The following is an 18,721-nucleotide window of genomic DNA, read 5'->3' as shown; positions in this document are numbered from 1 at the left end:
TTCTCCGGCAAATCAGAAAGGCGCGTCGCCCTGGATGGTGGTGCGATACAGCTTGCGGCGCAGGTAGCTGGGGCAACCGGCGGCAAGGTGGATCAGCGAACGGTTGTCCCAGAACACCAGGTCGTGGGGCTGCCACTGATGGCGGTAGATGTTTTGCGGCAACACGCTGTGGGCGTAGAGCTCGTCGAGCAGTTGTTTGCTCTCGTCTTCCGGCAGGCCAACGATGCGCGTGGTAAAGCCTTCGCTGACAAACAACGCCTTGCGTCCGTTTTCCGGGTGGGTGCGCACGATCGGGTGCACGACTTCGGCCACCTGGGCGAGTTGCTCCGGGGTCAGGGTCGGGCGCCAGTTGCCTTCGAATTTGGTTTCGCTGTAGCGCGCTGTGTAGGAATGCGCGGCGGATCGACCTTCAACGGCTTTACGCAGCGCGTCGGGCAGGCCGTCCCAGGCTTTGTGCATGTCGGCGAACAGGGTGTCGCCGCCCTCGGACGGCAGCTCCTGGGCGTGCAGCATCGAGCCGAGGCTCGGCAACTCTTTATAAGAGAGGTCGGAATGCCAGAACTTGCCGGCGTCACCGAGGCCGACGGACACGCCGTTTTCGACGATGTTGGAAACGATGAGGATTTCCGGGTGCCCGGCCAGCAGGAACTGCTTGAGCACATGGATCTGCAACACGCCGAAGCGACGGCTGAATTCGATTTGCTGTTCGGGGGTAATGCGTTGGTCGCGGAATACAACGACATGATGATCCAGGTGCGCACGGTGGATGCGGGCGAAATCCTGATCATTGATCGGGCGGGACAGGTCCAGACCGATGATTTCAGCACCCACGGCGCCGCTGAATGGGCGGATGTCGAAGGTTTGCGGCGCGATGGTTTGAGATGCAGAGACGGCTGACATTTAAATCACTCCCACGCACGGCACGCTCAAGGGCGCGCGCGTCGATCAGAAACTCACGGAGGTCCCGTGTTGGTTCGTGTCGTGCGGCGCGCCGATTGGTCGGCGGGTACGCAGGAGAGTGACTTTATAGATATAAGAATTGAAATTTAAATACCGTTAGTGAATAACGATATGGCTTTTCTCTAACTCCGATTGTTCCCCACGCTCTGCGTGGGAATACATCCCGTGACGCTTCGCGTCACAGTGGACGCGGAGCGTCCATGGCGGCTTTCCCACGCGGAGCGTGGGAACGATCAGTATGGCTTTTGAGAGGTTGCGTTTTTGAGGTCGCCTTCGCGAGCAAGCCCGCTCCCACATTGGTTCTGTGATTGACACAAATCCAATGTGGGAGCGGGCTTGCTCGCGAAGAGGCTCTTAGCCGCACCGAAGAACTACCGCTCGTGCAAAGCCTCAGCCCGCGCCCGAATAATCGGCTTGAGCAGATAACTCAGCACAGTCTTCTTGCCCGTGATGATATCCACCGACGCCACCATCCCCGGAATAATCAGCAACGGCTTCTCATCCGTCCCCAGGTGACTGCGATCCGTACGCAGCTTGATGATGTAGTAAGTAGTCTTCTTGTCTTCATCAGTGATGGTGTCAGCGCCGATCTGCTCAAGCTTGGCTTTGAGCCCACCGTAAATGGTGTAGTCGTACGCGGTGAATTTCACCGTCGCCTCTTGCCCCGGATGCAGGAAGGCGATGTCTTGCGGACGAACCTTGGCTTCCACCAGCAAGGTGTCGTCCAGCGGCACGATCTCTACCAGGTCACTGCCCGGCTGGATCACGCCGCCGATGGTGTTCACCAGCAATTTGTTGACGATGCCGCGCACCGGCGATGTCACCAGGGTCCGGCTCACGCGATCTTCCAGGGCCTTGCCGGTGGCTTGGGCCTTGTTCAGGTCGGTGCGGGCTTCGTTGAGTTGGGTCAGGGCTTCGCTGCGGAATTTGCCGCGAGTCTCATCGATCTTGCGCTGCACTTCCTTGATCGCCGATTCGGCGCGGGGAATCGCCAGGGTGGTCGCGTCCAGTTGCCCACGGGTTTCCACTTCGGCGCGTTTGAGTCGCAGCACTTCCACCGGCGACACCGCGCCCTGGGCCACCAACGGCTCGGACATGTTGATTTCCTGGCGTTGCAGCGCCAGCCCGTTGCGGTACTGGGACTGTTTGGAGGTGAATTCGCGCAACTCTTGCTGACGCTGGATCAACTGCTCCTGCAAACCACCGATTTCATCGTGCAATTGCTGGCGACGGCTGGTGTACAGCGACTCTTCGCTGGCAGCCTGGCCAGGAACGGCTTTGAGCACGTCCGCCGGGAAATTCAGCGGACGGTCATCCACCTCGGCGCTCAAGCGCTCAACCCGCAGCAGCATCGACAGGCGATCGGCCTCGGTTTCGCCCACGTTGGAGGCGAACCGCGTGTCGTCCAGACGAATCAGCGGCGCGCCAGCCTCGACGATCTGACCTTCCTTTACGAACAGCTCGGAGACGATACCGCCCTCAAGGTTCTGGATTTTCTGGATCTTCGACGACGGAATCGCCCTGCCGTCGCCCTTGGTCACTTCGTCGATGACCGCGAAGTTGGCCCACAGCATCAGGAATACGAAGAAAGCGATGATCGCCCAAATGGTCAGCCGCACTACACGCGGCGCATCTTCGATCAGCGCCTTGTTCACTTCCGGCAATGGCTGGCCTTGCAGCGAGGCGGAGCCTTTGAAGTAACGGCGGACGGAGTCCTTGAAACCCGACTTAAGCAACACTGATCTGCCCCTTCTTCAACGCTTCCATCACGGCGGCTTTCGGGCCATCGGCGAGAATCTGTCCACGGTCGATCACCAACAGGCGATCCACCAGGGACAGCAGCGATGCCCGGTGCGTCACCAGCACCACGGTTTTGTTTTCAATCACCGCAGCGAGGCGTTGCTTGAGGCGTTCTTCGCCGGTGTTGTCCATCGCACTGGTCGGTTCGTCGAGCAACAGGATCGGCGGGTTGAGCAGCAGCGCACGGGCCAGGGCCACGTTCTGGCGCTGGCCGCCGGAGAGGTTCTGCCCACGCTCGCCGACTTGCAGCTCGTAACCTTGCGGGTGCAAACGGGCGAATTCATGCACGCCGGCCAGTTCGGCGGCTTGCAGCACCAGTTCGTCTTCTACATAACGCGCACCGGATACCAGGTTGTCGCGCAAGGTGCCCGCGAGCAATTGAATGTCCTGGGGCACGTAGCCGATGTTGTGGCGCAGTTCGCTGACATCGATCTGGCGGATATCAACGCCATCCACCAGCAAGGCGCCGTCGTCCGGTTGATAGAGGCCTACCAGCAATTTCGCCAGGGAGCTTTTGCCCGAGCCGCTGCGGCCGATGATGCCGATTTTCTCGCCGGGCTTGATGATCAGGTTGATGTTCTTCAGCGCCGCGTTTTGCTGATTCGGGTAGGTGAAGTTCAGCTGACGGCATTCGATGGCGCCTTGCAGCACCTTGCGGCTCAACGGGCGCTCTTCGAAGTTGCGTTCTTGCGGCAGCTCCATCATCTGGTCCACCGACACCATGGTCACCCGCGCTTGCTGGTAACGGGTCAGCAGACCGGACAGCGAGGCCAACGGGCTGAGGGCGCGACCACTGAGCATGTAGCAGGCAATCAGGCCGCCCATGCTCAGGTGACCGTCAATAATCTGGTACACGCCGAAGACGATCATGATCACCCCGGCCAGTTGCTGAATCAGCAGGGTGATGTTCATCGCCAGGCCGGAAAGCATTTTCACCCGCAGCTCGAGGCGGCTGAGGGTGCCGATGGTCTGTTCCCACTGGTATTGGCGTTCGCTTTCGGCGTTGTTGACCTTTACCGCGTCGAGGCCGGCGAGGGTTTCGATCAGGCTCGACTGGCGCTCGGCGCCGAGGGCCATGGTTCGTTCCATGGTCGCCACCAGCGGCTTCTGCAACGCGTAACCGATCAACAAGGCAATCGGGAACGCCAACACCGGAATCCACACCAGATGCCCGCCAAGGATCGCGATGACCATGAAGATCAACAGCGTAAACGGCAGGTCGATCAGGCTGGTCAGGGTCAGCGAGGCGAGGAAGTCCCGCAGGCTCTGAAACTCGTGGATGTTCTGGGCGAAGCTGCCGACCCGGGCCGGGCGGTATTTCATGGACATGCCGACGATGCGCTCGAACAGCGTGGCCGAGATGATCAGGTCGGTTTTCTTGCCGGCCAGGTCCAGGCAGAGGCTGCGCAAGCTTTTAAGGATCAGGTCGAACAGGTAGGCGCCGGTGATACCGATAGCCAATACCCACAGGGTCGATTCAGCCTGGTTCGGCACGACGCGGTCGTAGACGTTCATCACAAACAGCGGCGCGGCCATGGCGATGATGTTGATCAGGAAACTGGCGGCGATGGCGTCGGCATAGAGCCAGCGCGAACGCTTGAGGGTGTCACGGAACCACGAACGCGCACGCGGGATCAGCGTGCCGTGGTTAACGTCAAATTTATGCTGCGGTTGGGCGAAGAAGACTTTGCCGATGTAGTCGTCGGCCAGCAGTTCGCGGCTGACGACACTTTCGCCGCCATCGCTTTCGCTGAGCAGCACGCGGGCCTGGCCTTCACCCTGCCAGCCAAGCAGCACCGCGCTGCGACCGTCCTTGAGCAGCAACAGCGCCGGCATCGCAATTGCCGGAATATCTTCCAGCTTGCGTTGCAGCACCCGGCCCTGCAGACCGGCGCGAGCGGCTGCGCGGGGCAGCAACTCGACGCTCAGGCGCTGCTTGGGCAGCGGCAGGCCGGTGGTCAGCATTGCGGCGCTGGCCGGTTTCTGGTGCAGCGTGCACAGGGCGAGCAGGCCATCCAGTAACGGATCGTCATGCAGCGCGCGTGGATCATTAATGAGTTGAACTCGACTGACTTCTGATTCCACGCTCGGCACTCTTGGCTAACTATTGAACAATGAAGGTCCTGCTCAATTCATGCCGGGCAATTGGACCTTTGGCTTCACGTCGTTCTGCACAACGGATGCCAACGGTGCGACCACTCCCTGGCTCTTGAGCAACTCGCCCATGGTCGCCTTGATTCGGTATTGAGTAAATAACTGAATGTTTTTGATGTCCGCCAGACGACGGGACGCGGTGAACAGTTCGTTTTCACTGTCGAGCAAGTCGAGCAAGGTGCGCTGACCGAGGCTGAACTGCTTCTGATAAGCCGTGCGCACTGCGGTGCTGCGATCCACATATTGCTGGGCGATTGGCACTTGGGCGTTGGCGTTGTTCAAGGCATTCCAGGCCAGGCCCAGTTCTTCGTTCAACACGCGCAAGGCGTTGTTGCGGATGTCCAGCGCCTGGTTCGACAGGTAGGACTTGGATTCCAGGTCAGCCTTGTTGCTGCCACCGGCAAACAGGTTGAAGCGCATGCGCAGCATGGCTTGCCATTCGTTGCTGTGACCGTTCTGGCCGTCGAGGTCGTTGTCGGCGGTGCGGCCCAGCTCAGCGTCGAAACGCGGGTAGAACGTCGACTTGGCGGCGTCGTATTGCTTTTCGGCGGCGGCGATGTCGGACTCGGCGGAACGCAGGATCGGGCTGTTTTCCAGCATCTGCGTGCGGGCTTCGTTCAGGTTGGCCGGCAGCAGCGCCAGAAACGGTGCAGGACGCTCGAGCTGATCGGGCATCTGGCCCACGGCGCTGAGGAAGTTGGTTTCGGCGTCGGCCAGGTTGGTTTGTTCGGTGATCAGGTTGTTGCGGGCCTGGGCCATACGGGCTTCAGCCTGGTCGAGGTCAGCGCCGCTGCCTACACCGCGGGAGGTGCGCAGTTTGATCTGGTCGAAAATGCGTTCGTGGCTCTTCAGGTTTTCTTCGGCCAGGCGCACGAATTCGCGGCGGGTCAGCACGTCGAGATAAACCTGGGCCACGGTCAGCGCGGTGCGCTCGGAAGTCCCCAGCAAGGAATAAGCACGGGAGTTAACGGTGGCTTGTTGACGCCCCACTTCGCTGGACGTCGCAAAACCGTCAAAAACCATTTGCGAGAGACGCAAACTTGACTCGCTGCGGTTCAAGGTTTCCCAGTGGTTGCTACCGGTATCGGCACGGGTGGTGACGTTATCCGTGCCTTCGCGACCATAACCGCCCAGCAGATCGACCCGTGGCAGGTATCCACCTTTGGCGGCCTTTAACTGATAATCCGCGGCCAATCGGCTATTTACCGCTGCCTGGATCTCCGGATGGACATCCAGCGCCTGTTGCATGGCTTCTGGAAGGCTTTGTGCCTGGGCAAAACTGGCGGCGAGGGCGAAAGGTAAAGCCTTGAACAAAGACGAACGCATGTAAGAAATATCCCAGAACTTCTTGTCTTGAATCACAGCAAATAGGGGCGCTGCGTCGGATGATGGCAACCGGAATGACCGTATGTCGGAAAGTTCAAAACAGGAACTGGATCACACGCTGTAGGACAGGTCGCCGCTTAAATATCAATGTGACATTACTGGGGCGATTGTTTAGGATGGCACCCATAAGGTCAATAGTTTGGCATAAACTAAATAGCGAAAGAATATAGCCAAATAATTGACGAATTACAGCGTCAAGCTTATGCACTAAATTTTAAAAGTACGTCCAGACTGCTTTGGCGAATTCGCCATCAGGTCCATGGAAGTCAACTGAACGTGACACCCGGAGAAGTCTTCAATGAGCAGTGTTGTTGCCATCGTCAAAAGCATTGTTGGTCAGGTTTTCGCGGTGTCCCCAGAGGGCGTCCGTCGCGTACTCGTTGAAGGCGATCGGCTGTTTGTCGGCGATCAGGTAGACACCGGTGCTGCTGGCGCCGTCACGCTCGAATTGGCCGATGGCCGGACCCTGGACCTGGGCCGCGACACTCAATGGAGTGGCACCGATCCGGATTCCAGCACTGACCTGGCAGAAGCCACTGCACAAGCCGCGCCATCGGTTGAAGAGCTGCAGCAAGCCATCGCTGCCGGCGCCGACCCGACCAAAGACCTCGAAGCCACCGCAGCCGGTCCGACCGCAGCAGGCGGCGACGGCGCGGCCGGTGGTGGCCACAGCTTCGTGATGTTGGACGCAACCGCTGGCCGGGTAGACCCGACCATTGGCTTCCCGACCGCGGGCATCGGCGCTGCTGGCGCAGCCACACAGAACACCATCGGCGGCCAGACCACCAACAACGCCAACATCGTGCAGGCGTCGACCCTGAGCCTGAGCGCCACGCCGACCATCACCGAGGCCGGTGGCGTGCTGGTTTACACCGCGACCCTGACCCAGGCACCAACCAGCGACCTGACCATCACCCTGTCCAACGGCTCGGTGATCGTGATCCAGGCTGGCCAGACCACCGGCACCGTCAACGTGCCACTGGCGCCGAACGACACCGTCTATAACGACCCGACCCAGATCGACGTCACCGTCACCGGCATCGCTGGCGGTGCCGGCATCGTGGTCACCACGCCGACCGTGCCGGCCACGACCCAGGTCACCGACACCATCGACACCACCACTGTCACGCTGACAGCAGGCGGCACCGTGACTGAAGGCGGGCAGATCACTTACACCGCGACACTGACCAACCCGGCGCAGACGCCGGTTACCGTCACGCTGTCCAATGGCTCGACCATCACCATTGAAGCGGGCAAGACCACTGGCACCGTGGACGTTCCGACGCCAGCTAATGATGTCTACCAAAACGGTAGCACCGTCACGACCACGATTACCGGCACAACTGGCGGTAACTTCGAGAATCTGGTGCCGAATCCGGCGCCAGCGGTCACGACCATCACCGATTCGGTTGACACCACCACTGTCACGCTGACAGCAGGCTCGACCGTTACCGAAGGCGGCCAGATTACCTACACCGCGACCCTGACCAACCCGGCTCAAACCCCGGTGACCGTCACGTTGTCCAACGGTTCGACCATCACCATTGAAGCCGGCAAGACCACCGGCAGCGTGGACGTTCCGACGCCAGCCAATGACGTTTACCAAAACGGCAGCACCGTCACGACCACGATTACCGGTACAACTGGCGGTAACTTCGAGAACCTGGTGCCGAACCCGGTGCCAGCGGTCACGACCATTACCGATTCGGTCGACACCACCACTGTCACCCTGACGGCGGGTTCCACCGTCACTGAAGGCGGTCAGATCACTTACACCGCGACACTGACCAACCCGGCGCAAACCCCGGTGACCGTCACCCTGTCCAACGGCTCGACTATCACCATCGAAGCCGGCAAGACCACCGGCAGCGTGGACGTTCCAACGCCAGCCAATGACGTCTACAACAATGGCAGCACCGTTAGCACCACGATCACGGGCGCAACCGGCGGCAACTTCGAACAGTTGACCCCAAACCCGGCGCCAGCTGTAACCACCATCACCGATTCGATCGACAACACCGGCCTGAGCCTCACCGCCACCGGCACCGTCGTCGAAGGCGGCCAGATTACCTACACCGCGACGCTGACCAACCCGGCCGGCACGCCGATGACAGTGACCTTGAGCAATGGCTCGGTCATTACCATCGAAGCAGGCAAAACCACCGGCAGCGTTGTCGTCGATACCCCGCCGAACGACGTCTACAACAATGGCAGCACCGTCAGCACCACGATCACCGGCACCACCGGCGGCAATTTCGAGCAGCTGACCCCGAGCACCGAGCCGGCGCTGACCACCATCACCGACTCGAAAGACACCACCACCCTGAGCCTGAGCGCGACTGAGTCCGTGGCTGAAGGTGGTTCGATCGTCTACACCGCCAATCTGACCAACGCCGCCGGCACTCCGGTGACCGTGACCCTGAGCAACGGCGCGGTAATCACCATTGCTGCCGGCGCTACCAGCGGCTCCGTGACTGTCGCGGCACCAGCCGATGACGTCTATAAAGACGCCGGCAAGGTTGAAGTCACCGTTAAAGATGCCACCGGCGGCAACTTCGAAAACCTGGCCACTGACCCGGCGCCCGCAGTGACCAATGTCACCGACACTATCGACACATCGGTTGTTACCCTGACCGCGACGTCGACTGTCGCCGAAGGCGGCACCGTGGTTTACACCGCCTCCGTCGGCGCTCCAGTGACAGGTGCTCCAGTCGTCGTGACCCTGGCCAACGGCCAGACCATCACTATCGATATCGGCAAAAGCTCCGGCACCGTCAACGCTGTCGCACCGAACGACGTGCTGAATGGCCACGCGCCGCTGACCACTTCAATTACCGACGTGAGCGGTGGCAACTACGAAAACCTGGTCGCCAACAAGGCGCCGGTTTCGACCGAGGTCACTGATACCGCCGACACCACCACTCTGAGCCTGAGCGCAACTGACTCCGTGGCGGAAGGTGGTTCGATCGTCTACACCGCCACCCTGACCAACGCTGCTGGCACTCCGGTCACCGTGACTTTGAGCAACGGCGCGGTGATCACCATCGCCGCTGGCGCCACCAGCGGTAACGTCACCGTCGCGGCGCCTGCCGATGACGTCTACAAAGACGCCGGCAAGGTTGAAGTCACCGTTAAAGATGCCACCGGTGGCAACTTCGAAAACCTGGCCACTGATCCTGCTCCAGCGGTGACCAATGTCACCGACACCATCGACACGTCGGTTGTGACCCTGACCGCCACCAGCACAGTGGCCGAAGGCGGCACCGTGGTTTACACCGCATCGGTCGGCGCACCTGTGACTGGCGCGCCGGTCATCGTGACTTTGGCCAACGGCCAGACCATCACCATCGACATCGGTAAAAGCAGCGGCACCGTCAACGCCGTCGCCCCGAACGATGTGCTCAATGGCCACGCGCCGCTGACCACCTCGATCACCGACGTGAGCGGTGGCAACTACGAAAACCTGGTTGCCAACAAGACGCCGGTTTCGACCACCGTCACTGATACCGCCGACACCACCACTCTGAGCCTGAGCGCAACTGACTCCGTGGCCGAGGGCGGTTCCATCGTCTACACCGCCACCCTGACCAACGCCGCTGGCACCCCAGTGACCGTGACCCTGAGCAATGGCGCGGTGATTACCATCGCTGCCGGCGCCACCAGCGGTAACGTCACCGTCGCCGCGCCTGCCGATGATGTCTATAAAGACGCCGGCAAGGTTGAAGTCACCGTTAAAGATGCTACTGGCGGCAACTTCGAAAACCTGGCCACTGACCCGGCTCCGGCGGTGACCAATGTCACCGACACCATCGACACTTCGACCGTCACCCTGACCGCCACCAGCACAGTGGCCGAAGGCGGCACGGTGGTTTACACCGCATCGGTCGGTGCTCCCGTAACCGGCGCCCCGGTCATCGTGACCCTGGCCAACGGCCAGACGATCACCATCGACATCGGTAAAAGCAGCGGCACCGTAAACGCCGTCGCGCCGAACGACGTACTCAATGGCCACGCGCCACTGACTACCTCGATCACCAATGTCAGCGGCGGCAACTACGAAAACCTGGTGGCTGATAAGACACCGGTTTCGACCACCGTCACTGACACTGCCGACACCACCACCCTCAGCCTGAGCGCAACTGACTCCGTGGCTGAAGGCGGCCAGATTACCTACACCGCCACGCTGACCAATGCGGCCGGCACTCCGGTGACCGTGACCCTGAGCAACGGCGCCGTGATCACTATCGATGCCGGCAAAACCACTGGCACCGTGACCGTCGCGGCCCCGGCCGATGATGTCTACAAAGACGCCGGCAAAGTTGAAGTCACCGTCAAAGACGCAACCGGTGGCAACTTTGAAAACCTGGCTACTGACCCGGCTCCGGCAGTAACCAACGTCACCGACACCATCGACACTTCGACCGTCACTCTGACTGCTACCAACAGCGTCGCCGAAGGCGGCACGGTCGTGTACACCGCATCCGTCGGCGCTCCAGTGACCGGCGCTCCGGTCATCGTGACCCTGGCCAACGGCCAGACCATCACCATCGACATCGGCAAGACCACCGGCACGGTCAATGCGGTTGCCCCCAACGATGCGCTGACCGGCCACGCACCACTGACCAACTCGATCACCGACGTGAGCGGCGGCAATTACGAAAACCTGGTCGCCGACAAAACGCCGGTTTCGACCACGGTTACCGATACTGCTGACACCACCACCCTGAGCCTGTCGGCGACCGACTCGGTCGCCGAGGGCGGTTCGATCGTTTACACCGCCAATTTGACCAACGCCGCTGGCACCCCAGTGACCGTGACCCTGAGCAACGGCGCGGTGATCACCATCGCCGCCGGCGCCACCAGCGGTTCCGTGACCGTCGCGGCCCCGGCTGATGACGTCTATAAAGACGCCGGAAAAGTCGAAGTGACCGTCAAGGATGCAGCGGGCGGCAACTTCGAAAATCTGGTCACCAATCCAGCGCCAGCAGTCACCGATGTGACTGACACTGTCGATACCTCGACGGTCAACCTGACCGCGACATCGACCGTTGCTGAAGGCGGCACTGTGGTTTACACCGCATCGGTCAGTGCACCGGTTACCGGTTCGCCGGTTGTGGTGACCTTGTCTAACGGCCAGACCATCACCATCCCGGTCGGCGCGAGCAGCGGTTCCGTCAACTTCGTAGCCCCGAATGATGCATTGGCGGGCGGCGGTTCCCTGAGCGTCAAGATCGACGACGCCAAGGGCGGCAACTACGAGAAGCTGGATGTTGACGCCAAACCGGCTGAAACCTCGGTGACCGACACACCAGACACCACGAACCTGAGCTTGAGCGCGACTGATTCCGTGGCTGAGGGCGGTTCGATCATCTACACCGCGACCTTGACCAATGCGGCCGGCACTCCAGTGACCGTCACCCTGAGCAACGGCGCCGTGATCACCATCGACGCTGGCAAAACCACTGGCACCGTGACCGTTCCAGCACCGGCTGATGACGTCTATAAAGACGCCGGCAAAGTTGAAGCGACGATTTCCACTGCTACCGGTGGCAACTTCGAGAACCTGGTGCCGAGCACTGCTCCAGCGGTGACCACTGTCACGGACACCATCGACACCTCGACCGTCACCCTGACTGCAACCAACAGCGTTGCTGAAGGCGGGACCGTCGTTTACACCGCGTCGGTGGGCGCTCCAGTAACGGGCGCTCCAGTCATCGTGACCCTGGCCAACGGTCAGACCATCACCATCGACATCGGCAAAACCACCGGCACCGTCAACGCCGTCGCGCCGAACGACGCGCTGACCGGTCATGCGCCACTGACCAACTCGATCACCGACGTGAGCGGTGGCAACTACGAAAACCTGGTCGCCGATAAAACACCGGTCAGCACCACCGTCACCGACACACCGGACACCACGACCCTCAGCCTGAGCGCGAGTGATTCCGTGGCTGAAGGCGGATCGATCGTTTACACCGCGACACTGACAAACGCTGCCGGCACTCCGGTCACCGTGACCCTAAGCAACGGCGCCGTCATCACCATCGCCGCCGGCGCCACCAGCGGCAACGTAACCGTCGCGGCCCCGGCCGATGACGTCTACAAAGACGCCGGCAAAGTGGAAGTCACCGTCAAAGATGCAACCGGTGGCAACTTCGAAAACCTGGCCACTGACCCGGCGCCAGCCGTGACCAACGTCACCGACACCATCGACACCAGCACTGTTTCGCTGACCGCCACGTCGAGCGTCGCGGAAGGCGGCACCGTGGTTTATACCGCGTCCGTTTCAGCGCCGGTCACCGACGCGCCTGTCGTCGTCACGCTGTCCAACGGCCAGACCATCACCATTCCGGTCGGCGCGAGCAGCGGCTCCGTCAACTTCGTGGCCCCGAACGATGCCCTGGCGGGCGGCGCTTCACTGAGCGTCAAGATTGATGATGCGAAGGGCGGCAACTACGAGAAACTGGAAGTTGATGGTAAACCGGCGGAAACCTCGGTTACTGATACTCCGGACACCACGAACCTGAGCCTGAGCGCGACTGACTCGGTCGCAGAAGGCGGTTCGATTATCTACACCGCGACATTGACCAATGCGGCCGGAACTCCGGTGACCGTGACCCTGAGCAATGGCGCTGTGATCACTATCGACGCGGGTAAAACCACCGGTACCGTGACCGTTCCAGCACCAGCCGATGACGTCTACAAGGACGCCGGCAAAGTCGAAGCAACCATTTCCACCGCTACCGGTGGCAACTTCGAGAACCTGGTGCCGAGCACGGCTCCAGCGGTGACCAACGTCTCCGACACCATCGACACCTCGACTGTCTCCCTGACCGCGACCAACAGCGTCGCCGAAGGCGGGACAGTCGTTTACACCGCGACTGTCGGCCAGCCAGTCACCGGCAGCCCAGTCACGGTGTCGTTGGCCAACGGCCAGACCATCACCATCGACATCGGAAAAACCACCGGCACCGTCAACGCCGTCGCACCAAACGACGCCCTGACCGGCCACGCACCACTGACCAACTCGATCACCAACGTCAGCGGCGGCAACTACGAAAACCTCATTGCCGACAAAACCCCGGTCAGCACCAACGTGACCGATACCACCGACACCACCACCCTGTCGCTGAGCGCGACCGGCGCGGTGGATGAAGGCGGCCAGATCACTTACACCGCAACCCTGACCAATGCGGCCGGCACGCCAGTGACCGTGACCCTGAGCAACGGCGCCGTGATCACCATCGACGCCGGCAAAACCACCGGCACCGTGACTGTCGATGCACCGAAGGACGACGTCTACAAAGATGCCGGCACCGTTGAAGCGACCATTAAAGGCGCGACCGGTGGCAACTTCGAGAACCTGGTCAGCAGCGACACCCCGGCGGTCACCACCGTCAATGACACCATCGACACCAGCACCGTATCGCTGACCGCCACCGCGAACGTCGCCGAAGGCGAAACCGTGGTCTACACCGCGTCCGTTACCGATCCGGTGACCGGCGCGCCGGTTGTGGTGACCCTGTCCAACGGCCAGACCATCACCATCCCGGTGGGTGAAACCAGCGGCAGCGTGAATTTCATCGCGCCAAACAGCCCACTGGCGGGCGGCACGTCCCTGAGCGTCAAGATCGACGGCGCCACCGGTGGCAACTACGAAAAACTGGAAGTGGACGGCAAGCCAGCGGACACCGCTGTCAGCGACACGCCTGACACCACGACCCTGAGCCTGAGCGCGACCGACACCGTGGCCGAGGGTGGCTCGATCGTCTACACCGCCACCCTGACCAACGCTGCCGGTACTCCGGTGACCGTGACCCTGAGCAATGGCGCAGTAATCACCATCGCCGCCGGCGCCACCAGCGGCACCGTGACCGTCGTGGCCCCGGCCGATGACGTCTACAAAGACGCCGGCAAGGTTGAAGCAACCATCAAGGACGCCAGCGGCGGCAACTTTGAAACCCTGGCCACCAATCCGACGGCGGCCGTGACCAACGTCACCGACACCATCGACACTTCGACGGTCAACCTGACCGCGACTTCCACCGTCGCTGAAGGCGGGACCGTGGTTTACACCGCGTCCGTCACTGCACCAGTGACCGGCGCGCCAGTCGTCGTCACCCTGTCGAATGGCCAGACCATCACCATTCCGGTCGGCGCGAGCAGCGGCAGCGTGAACTTTGTTGCCCCGAACGATGCGTTGGCAGGTGGCGGCTCCCTGAGCGTCAAGATTGACGATGCGAAGGGCGGAAACTACGAGAAGCTGGACGTTGATGGCAAACCGGCGGAAACCTCGGTTACTGATACTCCGGACACCACCACCCTGAGCCTGAGTGCGACTGACTCCGTGGCTGAGGGTGGCTCGATTGTTTACACCGCGACATTGACCAATGCGGCCGGCACTCCGGTGACCGTGACCCTGAGCAACGGCGCCGTGATCACTATCGACGCGGGCAAAACCACCGGCACCGTCACTGTTCCAGCACCAGCCGATGACGTTTATAAAGACGCCGGCAAAGTCGAAGCGACGATTTCTACCGCTACCGGCGGTAACTTCGAAAATCTGGTGCCAAGCACAGTGCCAGCGGTGACCAACGTCGCCGACACCATCGACACCTCGACCGTCAAACTGACGGCTACCGATAGCGTTGCTGAAGGCGGGACCGTTGTTTACACCGCAACTGTCGGTCAGCCAGTAACCGGCTCGCCGGTCACCGTGACCCTGGCCAACGGCCAGACCATCACCATCGACATCGGCAAAACCAGCGGCACGGTCAACGCCGTCGCGCCAAACGACGCACTGACCGGTCATGCGCCACTGACCAATTCGATCACCAATGTCAGCGGCGGTAACTACGAAAATCTGGTGGCTGATAAGACGCCGGTTTCGACCACAGTTACTGACACTGCCGACACCACCAACCTGTCCTTGAGCGCTACCGATTCGGTCGCTGAAGGCGGCTCGATCATCTACACCGCGACCCTGACCAACGCTGCCGGCTCGCCGGTCACCGTGACTCTGTCGAACGGTGCCGTGATCACTATCGATGCAGGCAAAACCTCTGGCACCGTGACCGTTCCAGCTCCGGCTGATGACGTTTATAAAGACGCGGGCAAAGTCGAAGCGACGATTTCTACCGCTACCGGCGGTAACTTCGAAAATCTGGTGCCAAGCACAGTGCCAGCGGTGACCAACGTCGCCGACACCATCGACACCTCGACCGTCAAACTGACTGCTACCGATAGCGTTGCTGAAGGCGGGACCGTTGTTTACACCGCAACTGTCGGTCAGCCAGTAACCGGCTCGCCGGTCACCGTGACCCTGGCCAACGGCCAGACCATCACCATCGACATCGGCAAAACCAGCGGCACGGTCAACGCCGTCGCGCCAAACGACGCACTGACCGGCCACGCGCCACTGACCAACTCGATCACTGACGTGAGCGGTGGTAACTACGAAAATCTGGTGGCCGACAAGACGCCGGTTTCGACCACAGTTACTGACACTGCCGACACCACCAACCTGTCCTTGAGCGCTACCGATTCGGTCGCTGAGGGCGGTTCGATCATCTACACCGCGACATTGACCAACGCTGCTGGCACTCCAGTGACCGTGACTCTGTCGAACGGTGCCGTGATCACTATCGATGCAGGCAAAACCTCTGGCACCGTGACCGTTCCAGCTCCGGCTGATGACGTTTATAAAGACGCGGGCAAAGTCGAAGCGACGATTTCTACCGCTACCGGCGGTAACTTCGAAAATCTGGTGCCAAGCACAGTGCCAGCGGTGACCAACGTCGCCGACACCATCGACACCTCGACCGTCAAACTGACTGCTACCGATAGCGTTGCTGAAGGTGGCACCGTCGTTTACACCGCGACAGTCGGCCAACCAGTAACCGGCTCGCCAGTGACTGTGACCCTGGCCAACGGCCAATCGATCACCATCGACATCGGCAAAACCAGCGGCACCGTGACCACCATCGCGCCGAACGACGTGTTGACTGGTCATGCGCCGCTGACCAACTCGATCACCAACGTCAGCGGCGGTAACTACGAAAATCTGGTGGCTGATAAGACGCCGGTTTCGACCACAGTTACTGACACTGCCGACACCACCAACCTGTCCTTGAGCGCTACCGATTCGGTTGCCGAGGGCGGATCGATCATCTACACCGCGACCTTGACCAACGCTGCCGGTTCTCCGGTCACCGTGACTCTGTCGAACGGTGCCGTGATCACTATCGATGCAGGCAAAACCTCTGGCACCGTCACTGTTCCAGCGCCAGCCGATGACGTTTATAAAGACGCCGGCAAGGTCGAAGCGACGATTTCTACCGCTACCGGTGGCAACTTCGAGAACCTGGTACCGAGCACGGTTCCTGCGGTGACCAACGTCTCCGACACCATCGACACCTCGACGGTGACCCTGACCGCCACCAACAGCGTCGCTGAAGGCGGCACTGTGGTTTACACCGCGTCAGTCGGCGCTCCGGTGACTGGTTCGCCAGTGACTGTGACCCTAGCCAACGGCCAATCGATCACCATCGACATCGGCAAAACCACCGGCACCGTCAGCGCTGTTGCCCCGAACGACGTGCTCAATGGCCACGCGCCACTGACCAATTCGATCACCAATGTCAGCGGCGGTAACTACGAAAACCTCGTGGCCGACAAAACCCCGGTCAGCACCACCGTGACCGACACCCCGGACACCACGACCCTCAGCCTGAGCGCGACTGACTCCGTGGCTGAAGGCGGTTCTATTGTCTACACCGCGACCCTGACCAATGCCGCCGGCACTCCGGTGACTGTGACCTTGAGCAACGGCGCCGTCATCCTCATCGCCGCCGGCAAAACCACCGGCAACGTGACCGTCGCGGCCCCGGCTGATGACGTTTATAAAGATGCGGGCAAGGTCGAAGCAACCATCAAGGATGCCACCGGCGGCAACTTCGAAAACCTGGTCAAAGACCCGGCGGCCGCAGTCACCAACGTCACCGACACCATCGACACCAGCACCGTATCGCTGACCGCTACGTCGACCGTCGCTGAAGGCGGCACCGTCGTCTACACCGCGTCCGTAAGCGCGCCAGTGACCGGCGCACCGGTCGTCGTGACGCTGTCCAACGGCCAGACCATCACCATCGACATCGGCAAAAGCAGCGGCACGGTCAATTTCGTCGCGCCGAACGATGCCCTGGCTGGCGGCGGCTCGCTGAGCACCACCATCAAGGACGCGACCGGCGGCAACTACGAAAAACTGGACGTCAACGGCGACCCGGCCAAAACCACCGTCACGGACACGGTGGATAACACCAACCTGTCGCTGACGGCGACCGACACCGTGGCTGAAGGTGGCCAGATCACCTACACCGCGACCCTGACCAACGCTGCCGGCACTCCAGTGACCGTCACGCTGAGTAACGGCGCCGTGATCACCATCGAGGCTGGCAAAACCACCGGCACCGTAACCGTCGCTGCTCCGGCTGATGACGTTTATAAAGATGCGGGCAAGGTTGAAGTTACGGTCAAAGATGCAACGGGTGGCAACTTCGAGAACCTGGTGCCGAGCACTGTTCCAGCCGTCACCAACGTCACTGACACCATCGACACCTCGACCGTCAAACTGACTGCAACGGGCACCGCTGCTGAAGGTGGCACCGTCACCTACACCGCGACTGTCGGCCAGCCAGTGACTGGCTCTCCAGTTGTCGTGACCTTGGCCAATGGCCAAAACATCACCATCGACATCGGTAAAACCACCGGCACCGTGACCACCCTCGCGCCGAACGACGTGTTGACTGGTCATGCGCCGCTGACCAACTCGATCACCAACGTCAGCGGCGGTAACTACGAAAACCTCGTGGCCGACAAAACCCCGGTCAGCACCACCGTGACCGACACTGTCGACACCACCAACCTGTCGCTGAGCGCCACTAATACCGTGGCTGAAGGCGGCCAGATTACCTACACCGCGACCCTGACTAACGCCGCTGGCTCGCCAGTGACCGTGACCCTGAGTAACGGTTCGGTGATCACCATCGACGCGGGCAAAACCACTGGCACCGTGACCGTTCCGGCGCCAGCCGATGACGTTTACAAAGACGCCGGCACCGTCCAGGCAACGATCACCACCGCCACCGGTGGCAATTTCGAAAGTCTGGTACCGAGCACTGTTCCGGCAGTGACCAGCGTCACCGACACCATCGACACGTCGACCGTCAAATTGACTGCGACCGACACTGCTGCTGAAGGTGGCACCGTCACCTACACCGCGACTGTTGGCCAACCAGTGACTGGCTCTCCAGTGACCGTGACTTTGACCAATGGCCAAAACATCACCATCGACATCGGTAAAACCACCGGCACCGTGACCACTGTTGCGCCGAACGACGTGTTGACTGGTCATGCGCCGCTG

Annotated in this window: 5 protein-coding genes; 1 reads left to right on the top strand and 4 read right to left on the bottom strand. The window is 61.0% G+C overall.

The window, feature by feature from the left end; genetic code table 11:
• Positions 1-12: 12 nt before the first annotated feature.
• The 4 genes from ACIQY3_RS24560 to ACIQY3_RS24545 form a co-directional block, all read right to left on the bottom strand.
• The gene (locus tag ACIQY3_RS24560) at positions 13-900 is read right to left on the bottom strand and encodes a TauD/TfdA dioxygenase family protein (protein ID WP_403024751.1); all 888 of its coding nucleotides are present in this window, start codon (positions 898-900) and stop codon (positions 13-15) included.
• Between the two features lie 431 nt (positions 901-1,331).
• A complete protein-coding gene (locus ACIQY3_RS24555; RefSeq protein WP_403024748.1) occupies positions 1,332-2,699 on the bottom strand; it encodes an HlyD family type I secretion periplasmic adaptor subunit in 1,368 nt (455 codons plus the stop codon).
• Positions 2,689-4,845, bottom strand: a complete 2,157-nt coding sequence (locus tag ACIQY3_RS24550) for a type I secretion system permease/ATPase (protein WP_403024745.1) — start codon at positions 4,843-4,845, stop codon at positions 2,689-2,691. The genes ACIQY3_RS24555 and ACIQY3_RS24550 overlap by 11 nt, the downstream gene beginning before the upstream one ends.
• 42 nt (positions 4,846-4,887) lie before the next feature.
• Positions 4,888-6,240: a TolC family outer membrane protein gene (locus ACIQY3_RS24545; protein WP_054050332.1), complete on the bottom strand. Its 1,353-nt coding sequence runs from the start codon at positions 6,238-6,240 to the stop codon at positions 4,888-4,890.
• A 358-nt stretch (positions 6,241-6,598) separates the two neighbouring features.
• Between ACIQY3_RS24545 and ACIQY3_RS24540 the strand changes: the two genes are divergently transcribed.
• Positions 6,599-18,721: retention module-containing protein (locus ACIQY3_RS24540; RefSeq protein WP_403024742.1), on the top strand; the 12,123-nt coding region annotated here is incomplete at its 3' end.

The sequence above is a fragment of the Pseudomonas sp. NPDC096950 genome (assembly GCF_044762525.1).
GTDB lineage: Bacteria > Pseudomonadota > Gammaproteobacteria > Pseudomonadales > Pseudomonadaceae > Aquipseudomonas.
This window is presented reverse-complemented; position numbering and strand designations above follow the sequence as displayed.

What these genes read in the sequence shown, in the direction of transcription:
- ACIQY3_RS24560 (WP_403024751.1), bottom strand. Translation starts at nt 900, where the DNA reads ATGTCAGCCGTCTCTGCATCTCAAACCATCGCGCCGCAAACCTTCGAC.
- ACIQY3_RS24545 (WP_054050332.1), bottom strand. Translation starts at nt 6,240, where the DNA reads ATGCGTTCGTCTTTGTTCAAGGCTTTACCTTTCGCCCTCGCCGCCAGT.